Source organism: Chitinophaga sp. CB10 (assembly GCA_001870995.2).
Taxonomy (GTDB): domain Bacteria; phylum Bacteroidota; class Bacteroidia; order Chitinophagales; family Chitinophagaceae; genus Chitinophaga.
On record MLAV02000019.1, the window covers coordinates 119,165 to 135,045 of the forward strand.

Below are 15,881 nucleotides of genomic sequence, written 5' to 3' on the forward strand. Positions count from 1 at the left end.
TTTGATTAGGAATTCACTTTTTTCTTTTCCCTGTTAGGCACTACAAAATCGTCCACATCTTCGGCGGTGATGGTTTTGCCGGAGAGGATTACGAGCCTTTCCACCACGTTGCGGAGTTCGCGGATATTACCGGACCAGTTGTGGTTTTGGAGGGCTTTCATGGCGTCCTTATCGATGCCTTTGCGGGCGATGCCGTACTCGTTGCAAACTGAGTCGAGGAAGCTGTCTACCAGCAGCGGCACATCATCGCGGCGATCGTTGAGGGAAGGCACGTGAATGAGGATAACGCTGAGGCGATGGTATAAGTCGAGGCGGAAGTTTTTATCCTCCACTTCCTTCAGCAGGTCCTTATTGGTAGCAGCTACCACGCGTACGTCTACACTGATTTCCTTATCGCCGCCAACGCGGGTGATTTTACCTTCCTGCAGGGCGCGCAGCACTTTGGCCTGGGCGCTGAGGCTCATATCCCCGATTTCGTCGAGGAAGAGGGTACCGCCGGAAGCTTGTTCGAATTTACCAATGCGTTGTTTTACGGCGGAAGTAAAGGAGCCTTTTTCATGGCCGAAGAGTTCACTTTCAATCAGTTCGCTGGGGATAGCGGCACAGTTTACCTCCACCATTGGGCCGGAGGCGCGGCTACTCAGTTCATGCAACCAGCGGGCTACGAGTTCCTTACCCACCCCGTTTTCGCCGGTGATGAGTACGCGGGCGTCCGTAGGCGCTACTTTTTCCAGCGTTTCCTTTATTTTGAGGATTGGTGCGGATGCGCCAATCATTTCAGGCACTTTATTGACTTTACGGCGCAGTGTTTTTGTTTCTGTTACCAGCGTGGTTTTATCCATGGCGTTGCGCAGGGTAATCAGCAACCTGTTGAGGTCCGGTGGTTTGGAGATGTAATCGTACGCGCCTTTTTTCACTGCATCTACTGCTGTATCAATGTTCCCGTGGCCGGAAACCATGATAATAGGGATGTCCGGGTTTACTTCCCTGGCTTTTTCCAGGAATTCCAGTCCATCCATTTTTGGCATTTTTATATCACATAATACCGCGTCGTATTGCTTTCCCTGAAACATTTTAAAACCTTCCTGTCCATCTGCGGCCTCATCTACCTTATACCCTTCGTAACTTAAGATTTCCGTCAGGGTTTTACGGATGCTCTTTTCATCGTCAATAATTAAAATGTTAGCCATAGTAAAGTTTAGTGTTAATCAACAGACGCCAAAAATAAGATTCTTACCTAAGAATCCGGTATAAGAAGATGCTAAAATTCTGGCTAAACTGCCTGTCGTGGTAAAACGCAGCCGAATATCATAAATAGTCTACTACCTTTGTAGATTTATATGTAATTTTATCCGTAAATAACAGGCCATTCCTGTAATTCCGAACCTCATAGTATATGAACGACTTTCTGGAAGAACTAAAGCGACGGCACGAGATGGCGGCGGCTAATGCCTTTCCGTCGACCGGGGCCGTCAACGACCTAGCCAATAACTTACTGAACTGGTTATTTCCCGAACATACCGGCCATGTGATGGCCGATCCTGTATTGCTGGAGCAGTATGGGCAGCGCCTGGAACAGCAGCTGGAAGCCCTGTTACAGTCCATGGCGCACCAGTTGCCAGCGCCTGCAAAGCAGTTGAGCGCGCAGTTTATGAAACAGGTACCGGGGATGTATGAGGATTTAAGAAAAGATGCGGACGCCATTTTGCACGGGGATCCTGCGGCCACCTGCCTGTATGAGGTGATCCGGGCGTATCCCGGGTTTTACGCCGTAGCTTTTTACCGGATTGCGCATATCCTGCATAAGCTGAAGGTACCTTTATTGCCGAGGATGATCACGGAGCAGGCCCATAGCAGGACGGGTATCGATATTCACCCCGGGGCGGTGATAGCGCCCTGGTTTTGTATAGACCATGGTACCGGCGTAGTGATTGGGGAAACGACCGTCATAGGGCCGCATGTGAAGATTTACCAGGGGGTAACGCTGGGGGCGCTGAGTGTGGACAAGGAGATGGCGCATAACAAGCGGCATCCTACCATTGAGGAGCACACGATCATTTACGCGGGGGCAACCATACTGGGTGGCGATACGATTGTGGGCCATCACAGCATTATTGGCGGGAATGTGTGGCTGATCAAGAGTGTGGAGCCGTTTTCCAGGATTTATTATAAGGCGGAACATCGATTAACTGAATTGTAATTCATAACCATGGCAACAATACTGGACCTGGTGGGCAATACCCCACTGGTAGAACTAAAGAAGATTTCGGCCAATCCGGCTGTAACGATTTACGGGAAGCTGGAAGGCAATAATCCGGGTGGCAGCGTAAAGGACAGGGCTGCCTACGGGATGATTAAAGGCGCGCTGGACAGGGGGGAACTGAAGCCGGGGATGAAGCTGATAGAGGCCACCAGTGGCAATACCGGTATCGCGTTGGCCATGATTGCCAATTTATTTGGTATAGAGATAGAGATCGTCATGCCGGCAGATGCTACGGCCGAGCGCGTGCAAACCATGCAGGCTTACGGCGCTAAAGTTATCCTGACGCCGAAGGAATTGTCGATGGAGGGTTCTATTGATTATGCCAATGCGCAGCTGGAGAAAGGCGGGTATTTTAACCTGAACCAGTTTGGCAACCCGGATAACTATATGATGCACTATAAGACTACCGGCCCTGAGATATGGCGGGATACCCAAAGTCGGGTTACGCATTTTGTGAGTGCGATGGGCACGACCGGTACGGTGATGGGTGTTTCCAAGTACCTGAAGGAGCAGAACCCGGATATCCAGATAGTGGGTTGTCAGCCTACGGAGGGGTCTAAGATACCTGGTATTCGCAAATGGCCGGAGGCGTATTTGCCGAAGATATTTGACCGTTCGAGGATTGACCGGATCATGGATATTTCGGAGGCGGAGGCCCGGGCGATGACGAAGCGGCTGGCGCGGGAGGAAGCGGTATTTTGCGGGATGAGCAGTGGCGGCGCGGTGGCTGCGGCGGCGCGGTTGTCTGCCGAGTTGAAGGCGGGGGTGATTGTGTGTATTATTTGCGATCGTGGGGACAGGTATTTGAGTAGTGATTTGTTTGCGTGAGGGGGGGATAGGGAGCGAGGTTAGTGTGTTACATGAGTAGTGATTCTTTGCCTGAAGGGATTTGATTTATAGCCAGTCCGCGCTCATGGCCAAGCGTTACCTGAACCGGGATTTTCCTAAACAAGCTAGCCATAAAAAGAAAGGTCCGATGCAAAAGCACCGGACCTTTTAGTATAATAAGCAGTTGTAAACTTATTTTTTCATGTACATTACTTCCTTCACCAGTTTAACGGTACGCTCGATATCGGGCAGGTAGAGTTTCACGAGGTTAGGCGCGTAGTGCATAGGCGCATCCGCAGCGGTGATACGGCGGATAGGTGCATCCAGGTAGTCGAAACCTTCTTTCTGGATACGGTAGGTAATTTCGGAAGAAACGGAGGCGAAAGGCCATTGTTCTTCTACGATTACCAGGCGGTTGGTTTTCTTCACTGATTCCAGGATGGTGAACCAATCCAGCGGACGGATGGTGCGCAGGTCGATTACTTCAGCTTCGATACCTTCTTTAGCCAGTTCTTCGGCGGCGCCCAGCGCTACTTTCATCATTTTGTTGAAAGATACGATGGTAACGTCTTTACCGGCGCGTTTGATGTCAGCTTTACCGATTGGGATGATGTATTCTTCTTCAGGTACTTCCCCAACGTCGCCGTACATCTGCTCAGACTCCATGAAAACAACCGGATCATCGTCGCGGATAGCTGCTTTCAGTAAGCCTTTTGCATCGTATGGGTTAGATACGGAGATTACTTTCAGGCCAGGGATGTTGGCATAATAGCTTTCGAAAGCGGTAGAGTGTTGTGCACCCAGCTGACCTGCGGAACCGTTAGGGCCGCGGAAAACGATCGGGCAACCTACCTGGCCACCGCTCATTGCCAGCATTTTGGAGGCGGTATTAAGGATTTGGTCCAGTGCCAGAACGGCGAAGTTCCAGGTCATAAATTCCACTACCGGACGCAGACCATTTTGTGCAGCACCCACACCGATAGCAGCAAAGCCAAGCTCAGCGATAGGTGTATCGATAACGCGTTTTGGTCCAAACTCATCCAGCATTCCCTGGGTCACTTTATAAGCACCATTATATTCGGCTACTTCCTCCCCCATTATGAAAACCCGTTCATCACGGCGAAATTCCTCCTGCAGGGCTTCTCTTAAGGCTTGTCTGAAAGCTATCTGACGCATGCTAATCTTAATAAAGTTTGAAAGTTAATTACCTAGTCTTCATTTAGGCAGGGCAAATTTATCGTTTGTTGTCGAAAAAGCAAAGGAAAAAAAAAGCCGGCATCACAAAGTAAATATTTTATATATTTATAAATTCATATTCAAATCCATTTCAGATACTGATGAGATGATTACCATTACTTTGCTTAGTCTATCCTATATCGCTGCCATATCTTTCCGGATTAAGGACGTGAAAGCGCCTGTAGCGCGCCTGTTGACCTGGAACTTGCATATTATTTTCCTGGTTTTATCGCTGATCAGCATACTACTGGCGCTGAACGGCTATGGCTTTAAGGGGACCCAAACGGAGCGGATTTTCCTGACTTTGTATGCCGGCAGCGGGTTTATCCTGTATGGGTTGTCGAAGCCGGAGATCGATGCGCGGTATTATTACCTGGCCTCGTTGTTTGCCTTTCCGTTGGTACTGGTGGTGGGGCTGTTGCTGCCGTTTTTGCGGACATTTACCATTCTGGCGGCGCTGACATTGTTTGCGGACAGTGAATTTGAGCGGTACCGGATAGATGATGACTTTGCCATGCAGACGAAAAGTACGGGTATCCTTACCCGTTATCCTACTTATAGTATGGTGGAGGATAAGTATTGGTTATTTGAGAAGGTAACGCCGGATGTGATCAATCCCGGGGCGGCTCCCGGGACTGTTAAACTTAGTAAACGTGGGAATGACAGTGTACATATACAGTTAACAGCGGGTGGGGCAAAGGGTGGTACAATCAGGGTGGATACAATTGTGGCGTTGAAGCAGGGGTATGGGGATTAATAAAATATAAGTTATTGCAGGAGCGATTCAGACACCGCTTCTTCCAAAGGAATAAAGTATGCCTTTATACATGCCGGATTCCTGATACAAATCTGAATGTGATTTTTCTCATGGAACCCTGAGGTTGGATATAATGCGGCTCCTTCCTGGAAAGCGCAGCGAACTGAATCAAATGCCGGGAGTCCGTTCTGGTAACGCCAGTGATGAAGAAATTCCAACACTGTGCAGTCTAGCTCCCTCTTTAAAAAGACATTATGGCTATCCAACAGGCTATTTTCCGGCAGTTTAATTTTCAGCAGTTGTAAGAATTCATGGAATCTCTTCAAATACTCAATATGCTCTGAGTCCATTAAATCAAGGCATCGACCTAATTCAATCGTAGCCCCTAACACGCCCGGTGAAACTTTTTTACGAGAGACCCGCTGCTTTCTTTTGCATTTTTCTTCTGCAAACAGCCAGGCTCTTCTAAGGTTATGCTCCCAAAAGTAAACGCCGTGACCAAGCCAATCGTATGGATTAACACTTGGCTGCAGCCTTTTCTTTGCCGCAACCACATCTTGTACCAAGGTTGCATCGCAACCGTGAAAACCGAATATCAGCCCTGATTTTTTCGAATACATAAGGTTAATTTGATGGTTATAAATTGTAAGCATTGGGCTGTATTCACATTCATTATTTATAAATCTTCGTATCCTGAGAAATCCAAATGACGAAAATGCCAGGTCGGCTTCCCATTGGGCCGGAGAATGCCGGCATCTACCAGGATTTTCTTTGCTTTCCGCAAATCCCGGCTCAACTCAAGGCAATACTCATCTATTGACTTTAGATTTTCCTGGATCCGTCTTTCGTTACGCAGGAATTCCTGGTAACTGCGGTTGATAGCTGCTTGTAATTCCATACCTGATATTTAATTGATTAAAAAATTTTCGAATCCGGTTACATTTGGCAATGCAATGTTTCGGATGAAAAGGCCTGCCAGCCAAAATATTTGAAACGCTGCAAAATTCCTTGCCTTTGCCTGGTACGCATAACTATGAAGTATCCACATGAAACAGATTTATGAGATTATGCCATCTTTAACTCCTAACAATGGTTACCCGGGTTAACTGCTCCATCAATTGACTATGCAAACTTACAAATTCCCTTCACCTAAAAATCATGCATTTTGTTATTCATTTGTAAATATTTACACATTAGCATATAATAATATGAATATTAAAATAACAATAAAAAAACCTGTCTGAAAAGACAGGTTTCAAAACGATAATTTTATTATCACTAACTATACTCTTTCAATAATAATAGCGCTCGCACCACCACCGCCATTACAAATACCTGCTACACCGTAGCGGGCATTCTCCTGATGCAGGATGGAATTCAGCGTCACCACTATACGGGCTCCGCTGCAACCGATAGGATGCCCCATAGACACAGCGCCACCCCAGACGTTCACCTTTTCCACCGGCAAACCCAAATCCCTGGCATTCGCAATAGGCACACAGCTAAAAGCTTCATTCACCTCCGCAAAATCCATATCCGTAATCTTCATGCCAGCCTTCTGCAAAGCATTGTTGATCGCCTTCACCGGCGTAGTGGTAAACCACTCCGGCGCCTGGGAAGCATCGGCAAAACTGATGATCTTAGCCAGCGGCTTCAATCCCAGCTCCTTCAGCTTCTCCCCGCTTACCAGCAGCACTGCTGCCGCACCGTCATTGATATTGGAAGCATTCGCCGCCGTAATGGTACCGTCCTTCTGGAAAGTAGGCTTCAACGTGGGTATCTTATCGAATATCACTTTCTTGTAATCTTCATCTTCTGCAACGGTTGTCACCACCTTTCCGGGAATTTCCACCGGTACTACTTCATTTTTGTAATACCCCTTTTCCCAGGCTTCTGCTGCGCGCTTGTAGCTTTGTACCGCGTATGCGTCCTGGTCTTCCCGGCTGATATGATACTCCGTAGCGCACAGCTCGGCCGCATTGCCCATGTGGAAATCCTTATACGGGTCCCAGAGGCCATCGCGGATAATCCCGTCGATCACGCTGCCATGCCCCAGCTTATAGCCGGTACGGGCTTTATCCAGGTAATAAGGCACCTGGCTCATGTTCTCCATACCGCCGGCAACCACTACATCATTATCACCCAGCATAATGCTCTGCGCACCCAGCATAATGGCTTTCATACCGGAAGCGCATACCTTGTTAACCGTAGTACAGGGAACCGTATCCGGCAAGCCCGCACCCAGGCTGGCCTGCGTGGCCGGCGCCTGCCCCAGGTTGGCGCTGATCACATTTCCCATATATACTTCATTCACCTGCTCCGCGCCTACGCCTGCACGCTGCAATACCTCCCTGATCACAATGGAACCCAATTTAGTAGCAGCAATGGCAGACAATGCACCGTTAAAAGATCCTATCGGTGTACGGGCAGTAGCAACTATATAAACTTCTTTCATCTGATAAAAAGATTGTTTGGCTTTTGGTAATCTCCAAATATAACGAAAAGGCGGCTTGCTGCCAGCGCAGCAAAAAACCTTAGAAAATCAATACCAAACCGGATGTTTGACTAACAAAACATCAGCAAAACTGATTCTTGATTGAAAATATTCCCGGCTGCCATTCTGTTGTGCTACATCCCTCCGTCCGGGTTAATGGATTTTGGCGTATGTTTGTAGATAATCTTGTAGATAGGAAGTGATTTCTCAGAACACCATACAGCAGATACTCAGCCGCATAGATATTGTGGAAATTGTGGGTTCGTTTGTGAAGCTCAAAAAAAGAGGCGCCAACTACTTAGGCAACTGCCCTTTTCACAACGAAAAAACCCCCAGCTTTACCGTATCCCCCAGCAAGGAGATCTATAAGTGTTTTGGTTGCGGCGTAAGCGGCAATGCCATCAGCTTTATCATGGAGCATGAAAAATACTCCTATGTGGAAGCTTTGCGCTGGCTTGCCCAGAAATACCAGATTGAAGTAGAAGAAACTGAGGTGAGTCCGCAGCTGAAACAGTTTCAGCAGCTGGCAGACAGCCTGTACATCATCAACGGTTTCGCCAAGGATTACTTTACGGACACCCTCTTCAATAACGAGGAAGGCCGTAACGTTGGCCTCTCCTACTTCGAAGAACGCGGATTTACCGAGGAAACCATCCGTAAATTCCAACTCGGGTACTGCCTCAATACCCGCGACTCCTTCGTAAAAACCGCGGTGGCAAAGGGTTACAACCTGGAATACCTCCAAAAAACAGGGCTTGTCACCATCCGCAACGAGCAACCGGTGGATAACTACCGGGGCCGCGTGATCTTCCCTATCCACAACCAGTCGGGAAAGGTATTGGGTTTTGGCGCCCGCATTCTTCAAAAAACCGATAAGGCCCCGAAGTATATCAACTCCCCGGAGAACGAGATCTATATCAAGAGCCGCGTCCTCTACGGTACCTACTTCGCCCGCCAGTCCATCGATAAACTCAACGAATGCCTCCTCGTGGAAGGCTATACGGACGTTATCTCCCTGCACCAGGCGGGGGTGGAAAACGTGGTGGCTTCCAGCGGTACATCGCTCACGCAGGACCAGCTTCGCCTCATAAAAAAGTACACCAACAACCTCACCATCATTTACGATGGGGACGCCGCCGGCGTTAAGGCCGCCTTACGCGGGCTCGACATGGCGGTGGAGGAAGGCCTCAACGTTAAACTCGTACTGCTACCAGAAAAAGAAGACCCGGACAGCTACGTACAACGCATTGGGGCAGCCGCTTTCCGCGAGTTCATTGAAGAAAACAAGCAGGACTTCGTTCTCTTTAAACTGCAGATCAGCCTCAAGGACGCCGGCAACGACAGCGCCAAGAAATCGCAGCTGGTGAATGAGATCGCCGAAACGATTTCCAAGATTGATAAAGCGGAAGACTTTACCCGCCAGCAGGATTATATCCGGCAGTGCAGTCAGCTACTCAAAATCGACGAGCAGGGCCTGATCACGCTGGTCAATAAATTCATCCGGGAGCGCCTTACCAAAAGGGAACAGCAAAGCAACCGCAACGCGCCCGCCGCGCCCGCAGAAGAATTATCCGACGAGGCGATTGCAGCCATGGAAGCTGCCGAAGCGCAATACGACGGCAGCGTCAACCTCTTCAACAAAGACGAGAAACAGGAAAGGGAACTGGTGAAAATACTGCTCCGGTTTGGCGATAAACCTTTCAGTGAGGAGGGGCGTAACACGGTGGCAGACTATATCTTCCACCTGCCATACGATTTTGAATCCCTGGTGGACAGCGAGCTGGTAAAACGCATCCTGAGAGAATATAAAAGGATTTACGACGAAGGAAATATACCGGACAAAAAATGGTTCCTCTACCACGAGGACCAGGACCTGGCCAAAAACATCGCCCTCATTATCGAAGATAAGGAAGCCGACCTCAGTATCAACTGGAAGGAGCGCTTTGAAATAGATACCGTGTACGGGGATGTGGCTTATCTGAAAGATACCATCTCTACCAGCAACTACCTCATCCTGCGTAAGATCAAGAAAATGATCGAGGAAAACCAACAGGAAGCCATGAACCAGACGGATTACGAGGAGATGAAGCGCTGTATGGAGTTACACCAGCACCTGAAACAGCTCGAGAAGGAACTGACCCAGGGGCTGGGCACTGTTATTTTCAAGTAATTAATGCGGGATCCTTTCCCACACCTGGAACGTAAACGCATACTGATTGCGTTCGTCCGCCTCATGCCGCTCGTCGCTGACGAGGTTCCAGATTGCAGGATCTATCATCGGGAAAAAGGCGTCCCCGGGTACAGTTGCCGATACCCGCGTCATATATATCTTATCCACCACTGGCATGGCATGCACAAATATCTGCGCCCCGCCGGTGATAAATATCTCGTCCACATCATACGTATTCGCCTTGTCAATGGCCGCCTGCAGGGAATCCACTACAATGGCGCCTTCCGGCTGATACTCCTGCTGACGGGTAATGACGATGTTAGGGCGGTTAGGCAAAGGTTTGCCCAGCGATTCAAACGTCTTACGGCCCATGATGATAGGCTTGCCGGTAGTGGTATTTTTGAAATATTTCAGGTCGTCCGGTAATTTCCAGGGCAGCATGTTATTAATGCCGATCACGTCATTATCGGAAGCCGCTACAATGATTGATACTGTTTTCATAAGAAAGTTTCCTTATACAGCCACCGGCGCTTTGATGGCAGGATGAAACTGGTAGTTCACTAATTCGAAATCCTCGTATTGGAAGGCAAAAATATCTTTTACTGCCGGGTTGATCTTCATTTGCGGCAATGGGTACGGCTGCCTGCTCAATTGCAGGTTGGCCTGCTCCACATGGTTGCTGTAGAGGTGTACATCGCCGAAGGTATGAATAAAGTCGCCCGGTTCCAGGTCGCAAACCTGCGCCATCATCATGGTAAGCAGCGCATACGAAGCGATGTTAAACGGAACGCCGAGGAATACGTCTGCACTGCGCTGGTATAGCTGGCAGCTCAGTTTACCGCGGGTTTCCCCTTTGGTTTTATCCGCCGGCGTAACATAGAACTGGAACAGGCAGTGGCAAGGGCTCAGGGCCATGGCAGGCAAATCCCCCACATTCCATGCGTTGACGATGATCCTGCGGGAATCCGGGTTGTTTTTAATGGTATTTACCGCGTCGCTGATCTGGTCTATGACACGGCCATCCCTGGTTTCCCAGCTGCGCCACTGCTTCCCGTACACGGGCCCCAGGTCGCCATTGGCATCCGCCCACTCATCCCAGATGCTCACATTATGCTCTTTCAGCCATTTGATATTGGTATCCCCTTTCAGGAACCATAACAATTCGTATATAATTGATTTCAGGTGCAGTTTTTTAGTCGTTACCAACGGAAAACCATCTTTCAGGTTAAAACGCATCTGGTAACCAAAAACACTGGTAGTACCGGTACCGGTACGATCGGTTTTAACTGCTCCTTCCTTAATGATATGATTTAATAATGCAAGATACTGGTCCATAAGGCGGCAAGATACGAAGATTTGATATTAGCTGACTCCCCTCATAATATAGGATAAATTCTTAAAATAAAAAAAATCAAGATTTTAGCTTTTTTCGAATTCTGGCTCTAAATTCATGCGAGGAAATCCCAATATAACGACTACACGAAGATTAAACCTGTTTGTGCTACTGCGTGGTCGTTATCCGTTATCAGTAAATGAGGATAGAAACGACAGCTTAGTTTGAAAGACCTGAATCAACAACCAAAATCAATTTGACCAAAATCTAATTATTCAACAAACAACGAAATCAATTTAGACAGCTGAGATGGCGGTTCATCTCTCGCATTTCAATTATTATCAACTCCAATTATTATGCTTCTACCCAGACTCACCTCCCTGGTGGTGTTACTGCTATGTAGTACCATGCTGTATGCCCAGCAGACTATTACCGGTAAAACCCAGGACAGCAACACCGGCCGCCCCATTCCCGGCGTAACCGTAAGAATTCCCAACAGCAATAAGGGAACCGTAACAGACGCTGATGGTAAATTCAGCATTGTTTCCCCCACGTCTTCCACGACCCTGATATTCAGTTCCACAGGGTACAAAACCAAAACAGTAACAGCAAATGCCAATGCAGGGCCGCTCACGGTTTCCCTGGAAGAAAATCTTTCTGTGATGGATGAAGTGGTGGTAACCGGTATGGCTACCTCTGTGAAAAGGAGGAACCTCGCCAATGCCGTGGCCACTATATCATCCACTCAGTTGTCGGGCGTAGCGCCTGCGCAAACCTTTGACGCAGCGCTGAGCGGAAAAATTCCGGGCGCTCTAATCACCGCCAACTCCGGGGCACCCGGCGGCGGTATTTCCGTAAAACTCAGGGGTATTACCTCTGTTTTCGGTAACTCACAACCTTTATATGTGGTAGACGGAATTTTCTTCAATAACAGCAGTATCCCGGCAGGGCTCAACGACGTTACAGGGGCTGCCACGGCGGGCAACCCCAACAACCAGGATAACCCTTCCAGTCGTATCGCCGACCTCAATCCTGCCGACATTGAGAATATTGAAATCCTCAAAGGCGCTTCCGCCGCCGCACTCTACGGCGCTAAAGCCGCAGCGGGCGTAATTATCATTACTACCAAAAAAGGAAAAAGCGGAAAGACCAATATCTCCGTCAACCAGGAAACCGGTATCGTGAAAGCCCGCCACCTATTGGGCGTGCGCAGCTTTACGCCGGAAACCGCAGCGGACCTCGCCGGACCGGCGGACAATACCGATCCGGACATCATTGCAGCCCGCAACTGGTACAGGCATAAATTTGAACAGGCAAAAGCTGCCGGTAAAATATTCGATTATGAAAAAGAGATGTACGGAGAAACCGGCATACTCAGTAATACCAGCATTGCTTTAAGCGGCGGCTCGGAAAAGACTACCTTCTATCTCTCCGGAAACAGAAGAAAAGAAGATGGGATCATAAAAAATACCGGCTACCTCAACAACTCCGTCAGGTTAAATGTAGACCATAAAGTAAATGATCGTATAAGCGTTTCCGTTACTACGAATTACATCAACTCCTCGGCGGACAGAGGGCTTACCAACAACGATAACAATGGTGTCAGCTTCGGCGTTGCGCTTTCCACCACTCCCGGCTGGATTGATCTGTTCCCCAATGAAGTAGGCGTCTACCCGCGGGACTCCTTCGCATCCTCCAACCCTTTGGAAACAAGGGATAAGATGACCAATAATGAAACCACGAATCGTTTTGTGGGCGGCGGTAATATAGACGCTATCCTGGCCCAAAGCAAAACCAGCACTACCAAAATTGTGCTGCGGGGCGGTGTGGATTACTTCAATTTCAAAACCGTAGCGGTTTTCCCGAGGGAGCTCCAGTTTGAAGAAAAAGGGTTGCAGGGCCATTCCATCCAGGGCAACAGCAACAACCTGAATACCAACCTGGCAGGCTTCCTGATCAATATCTTCAACCCTCACAGCAACCTAACGCTCACGAGCACACTGGGTGCTACTTACGAAACCGGCAACTTTGATAATATCAGCACTACCGCTACCAATATTACCAGCGGGCAGTCCAACGTAGACCAAAGCGGCAGCAGCACCGTACGCCAGTTCCGCCAGCAGTTCCGGGATAATGGTATCTTCCTGCAGGAAGACCTCACCCTCCTGGAGGATATCACCATCAGCGGCGGCGTGCGTTTTGACAGGTCGACCAACAACGGCGATTATAAAAAATACTACGTCTATCCAAAGGCGGCTTTCTCCTGGAACCTGGCCAAACTCTTTGCCGATGTGCCGGCGATCGATTTTATTAAGATCCGCGCCGCATACGGCCAGTCTGGCAATATTCCGCCTTACGGCAGTAAGTTCACCAGCCTTGTACCCAGCAATATCAACAGCCTGCCCGGCTTGCTGAATGATAACCTGCGCGGTAACCCGGACATTCTTCCGGAACGCCAGGCCGAACTGGAAACAGGTCTGGACCTGGGCTTTTTCAACAACCGCATCCGGTTGGAGGCCACCTATTACAACAAAAAGATCAACGACCTGCTGTTACGGCGTGCTTTAAATGCTTCCAGCGGCTATTCCAGCGAATGGAAAAACAGTGGTGACCTGCGTAATACGGGCTTCGAGCTGGGGCTCACAACGCTTCCGGTTTCTACGAAAAACTTCAAATGGACCGCTATCCTGAACTGGTGGAAAAACAAGGCTGTGATCACGAAACTGACGATTCCGGCCTTTGCCATCGGCGCCTTCGGTAACTCGCTCGGCACTTATTACATTGAGGAAGGCCAGCCGGCAACGCAGATCAAAGGAATTTCCGGCGGAACATTGAAGTACCTCGGCAACCAGGAACCAAAATTCCAGATGAGCTTTTTCAATGAATTCACGATTTACAGGAACTTCTCCCTGCAGTTCCTCCTGCACTGGAAAAACGGTGGACAGAATATTAACCTGACGCAGTTGCTCACGGACGCCGGCGCTACCTCCTTCGATTATGATGAGGTATATAATGGCGGCAAATTAGGCGCTTACCGTGTGAGCGCGGGCGATGCTGCCATTTATGTTCAGGATGCGGGGTATGTCCGTTTGCGCGAGATAGGGCTGTATTACAACGTGCCTCTGAAAAATACCAAATATATCAAAGGCATCAGGCTGGGCTTATCTGCCAACAACTTCTTCACCTGGACCGATTACGTAGGTTATGATCCGGAAGTATCCAACTTCGGCAGCAACACGATGACAACTACCCAGAGTCGCGGTAGTAACGGTATTTCATCAGGGGTGGACGTTACGCCCTACCCTGCATCGAAACGCGCCAGCTTCCACGTCGGCATTAACTTCTGATCTCACAATTAAAAACAGCTACATGAAAAACTATTCTTATTATATAAGTCTGCTGCTCCTGCTGGCGATGCTGGGATGTCGCAAAGGCGAAATTCCCAACCTGAACAACCCCACCACTGGCGGCATAGTAATCAATACCAGCAAAAGCTCCTTAAACAACCTGGTTACCGGCGCTGAATCCGGCATGCGGCGGGATATTACCGCCTATCTGGATGCCGTAGGCATTATAGGGAGAGAGATATACCGGTTTTCAGGATCAGAGCCCCGTTATACCACGGACCTGCTGGGAGGCGGAACGAAGGAACTGGACAACAATACGTTTTACCTCACCAATCCCTGGGCGGGCAGGTACCTTGTGATACGCCAGTGTATGATACTACTGCAGGCCGCCAGCGGCTCCAAAGTGATTACAGATGCGGAGCGTAAGGGCTATACGGGATTTGCCAAAACGATTATAGGTTATCAGTTGCTGCTGAACCTGAATATGACCAACACCAATGGTATCCGTATTCCTAACGGGGATCCGACCTACATTGGCCCTGTGATTACTGATGTGGCGCAGGCAAGGGATACCATCCTGAAGTTCCTCCAGGAAGGTGCGGACGACCTGGCTGCCGGCAGTGTTATCTTTCCCTTATCCGAAGGGTTTGCCGGATTTACAGATGCAGCGGGGCTGCGCAGGTTTAATCGTGCCATAGCTGCCAGGGTGTTGATTTACAGCCAGAAGTGGGCCAATGCGCTGGCTGCATTGAACGAATCATTTTTCGATTTGAATGGCCCGCTTTCCAGGGGAGTGAATCATTATTATTCCACCGGCGGGGGCGACTTATCGAACCCGTTGTTTATTGCACTGGGCGCGACAGGCGATGTACGCGTGGTGCATCCGGCTTATGTGACGGACATACTGCCCGGCGACACGCGGATTAGTAAAGCGGTACTGAGGTCCAGTGCAGCCAGCCAGTCGGGCCTGAGCAGCAATCGCGATCTGTGGATATGGAAATCCCTGAATGACCCGGTGAATATTATCCGGAATGAAGAATTGATCCTGATTTATGCAGAGGCCAAGGCGCAGCTTAACGCGATTCCGGATGCCATTGTGGCAATCAACCGGATCAGGACCTTTTATGGTTTACCGCCTTATGCAGGGGCTGTTACCCAGGCGGCGCTGATCAACGAAATCCTGTATCAGCGCAGGTATTCCTTATTGGGCGAAGGGCACCGTTGGGTTGACCTGAGAAGGTATGGCCGGTTGGGCAGCCTGCCGAAGGATCGACCGGACGACGATGTATGGACCCAATTTCCGCTGCCACAAAACGAAGTGAATATTTAATCTTTCCCCCTAAAAAAAATAAAAGGAGGGGCCATATGAAGTGAACCCAAAACCTTAGACAAAAGGTTATATAATTAAGCGGCTTGAGTTCGGTATTGTACTGGACTCAGGCCGTTCAGTTTT

Annotated in this window: 13 protein-coding genes; 6 read left to right on the top strand and 7 right to left on the bottom strand. The window is 49.1% G+C overall.

The window, feature by feature from the left end; translation table 11 throughout:
* Positions 1-5: 5 nt before the first annotated feature.
* A complete protein-coding gene (locus tag BOC67_RS22195) occupies positions 6-1,190 on the bottom strand; it encodes a sigma-54 dependent transcriptional regulator (protein WP_291913769.1) in 1,185 nt (394 codons plus the stop codon).
* Positions 1,191-1,396: 206 nt separating this feature from the next.
* Here BOC67_RS22195 and BOC67_RS22200 point away from each other — a divergent pair, with 206 nt between their 5' ends.
* Both BOC67_RS22200 and cysM read left to right on the top strand, forming a co-directional pair.
* Entirely contained in the window at positions 1,397-2,200 is an 804-nt protein-coding gene (locus BOC67_RS22200) for a serine O-acetyltransferase (RefSeq protein ID WP_291913772.1), read from the top strand.
* Positions 2,201-2,203: 3 nt separating this feature from the next.
* Positions 2,204-3,091, top strand: coding sequence for a cysteine synthase CysM (gene cysM / locus BOC67_RS22205; protein WP_367115584.1), 888 nt, complete (start codon positions 2,204-2,206; stop codon positions 3,089-3,091).
* 192 nt (positions 3,092-3,283) lie between these two features.
* On the opposite strand, the gene BOC67_RS22210 is transcribed toward cysM, so the two are convergent.
* On the bottom strand, positions 3,284-4,267 hold the full coding sequence (locus BOC67_RS22210) for a pyruvate dehydrogenase complex E1 component subunit beta (RefSeq protein WP_291913776.1): 984 nt from the start codon (positions 4,265-4,267) through the stop codon (positions 3,284-3,286).
* 166 nt (positions 4,268-4,433) lie between these two features.
* Here BOC67_RS22210 and BOC67_RS22215 point away from each other — a divergent pair, with 166 nt between their 5' ends.
* Positions 4,434-5,084 carry a hypothetical protein gene (locus BOC67_RS22215; RefSeq protein ID WP_291913779.1) on the top strand — a complete coding sequence of 217 codons (651 nt, stop codon included), beginning with the start codon at positions 4,434-4,436 and terminating at the stop codon, positions 5,082-5,084.
* Positions 5,085-5,095: 11 nt separating this feature from the next.
* On the opposite strand, the gene BOC67_RS22220 is transcribed toward BOC67_RS22215, so the two are convergent.
* From BOC67_RS22220 to BOC67_RS22230, 3 genes are all read right to left on the bottom strand, one after another.
* Positions 5,096-5,704, bottom strand: a complete 609-nt coding sequence (locus tag BOC67_RS22220; RefSeq protein ID WP_291913781.1) for a hypothetical protein — start codon at positions 5,702-5,704, stop codon at positions 5,096-5,098.
* A 56-nt stretch (positions 5,705-5,760) separates the two neighbouring features.
* Complete coding sequence (locus BOC67_RS22225) at positions 5,761-5,982, bottom strand: hypothetical protein (protein ID WP_291913783.1); 222 nt, start codon at positions 5,980-5,982, stop codon at positions 5,761-5,763.
* A 384-nt stretch (positions 5,983-6,366) separates the two neighbouring features.
* On the bottom strand, positions 6,367-7,539 hold the full coding sequence (locus BOC67_RS22230; protein ID WP_291913787.1) for an acetyl-CoA C-acyltransferase: 1,173 nt from the start codon (positions 7,537-7,539) through the stop codon (positions 6,367-6,369).
* Between the two features lie 238 nt (positions 7,540-7,777).
* Between BOC67_RS22230 and dnaG the strand changes: the two genes are divergently transcribed.
* Positions 7,778-9,748, top strand: coding sequence for a DNA primase (dnaG, locus tag BOC67_RS22235; protein WP_291913789.1), 1,971 nt, complete (start codon positions 7,778-7,780; stop codon positions 9,746-9,748).
* On the opposite strand, the gene BOC67_RS22240 is transcribed toward dnaG, so the two are convergent.
* On the bottom strand, positions 9,749-10,249 hold the full coding sequence (locus BOC67_RS22240; RefSeq protein WP_291913791.1) for a dihydrofolate reductase: 501 nt from the start codon (positions 10,247-10,249) through the stop codon (positions 9,749-9,751).
* A 12-nt stretch (positions 10,250-10,261) separates the two neighbouring features.
* The gene (locus BOC67_RS22245) at positions 10,262-11,083 is read right to left on the bottom strand and encodes a thymidylate synthase (RefSeq protein WP_291913793.1); all 822 of its coding nucleotides are present in this window, start codon (positions 11,081-11,083) and stop codon (positions 10,262-10,264) included.
* Between the two features lie 354 nt (positions 11,084-11,437).
* Here BOC67_RS22245 and BOC67_RS22250 point away from each other — a divergent pair, with 354 nt between their 5' ends.
* Positions 11,438-14,428: a SusC/RagA family TonB-linked outer membrane protein gene (locus BOC67_RS22250; RefSeq protein WP_291913796.1), complete on the top strand. Its 2,991-nt coding sequence runs from the start codon at positions 11,438-11,440 to the stop codon at positions 14,426-14,428.
* Between the two features lie 22 nt (positions 14,429-14,450).
* On the top strand, positions 14,451-15,758 hold the full coding sequence (locus BOC67_RS22255; protein ID WP_291913799.1) for a RagB/SusD family nutrient uptake outer membrane protein: 1,308 nt from the start codon (positions 14,451-14,453) through the stop codon (positions 15,756-15,758).
* Positions 15,759-15,881: the final 123 nt, after the last annotated feature.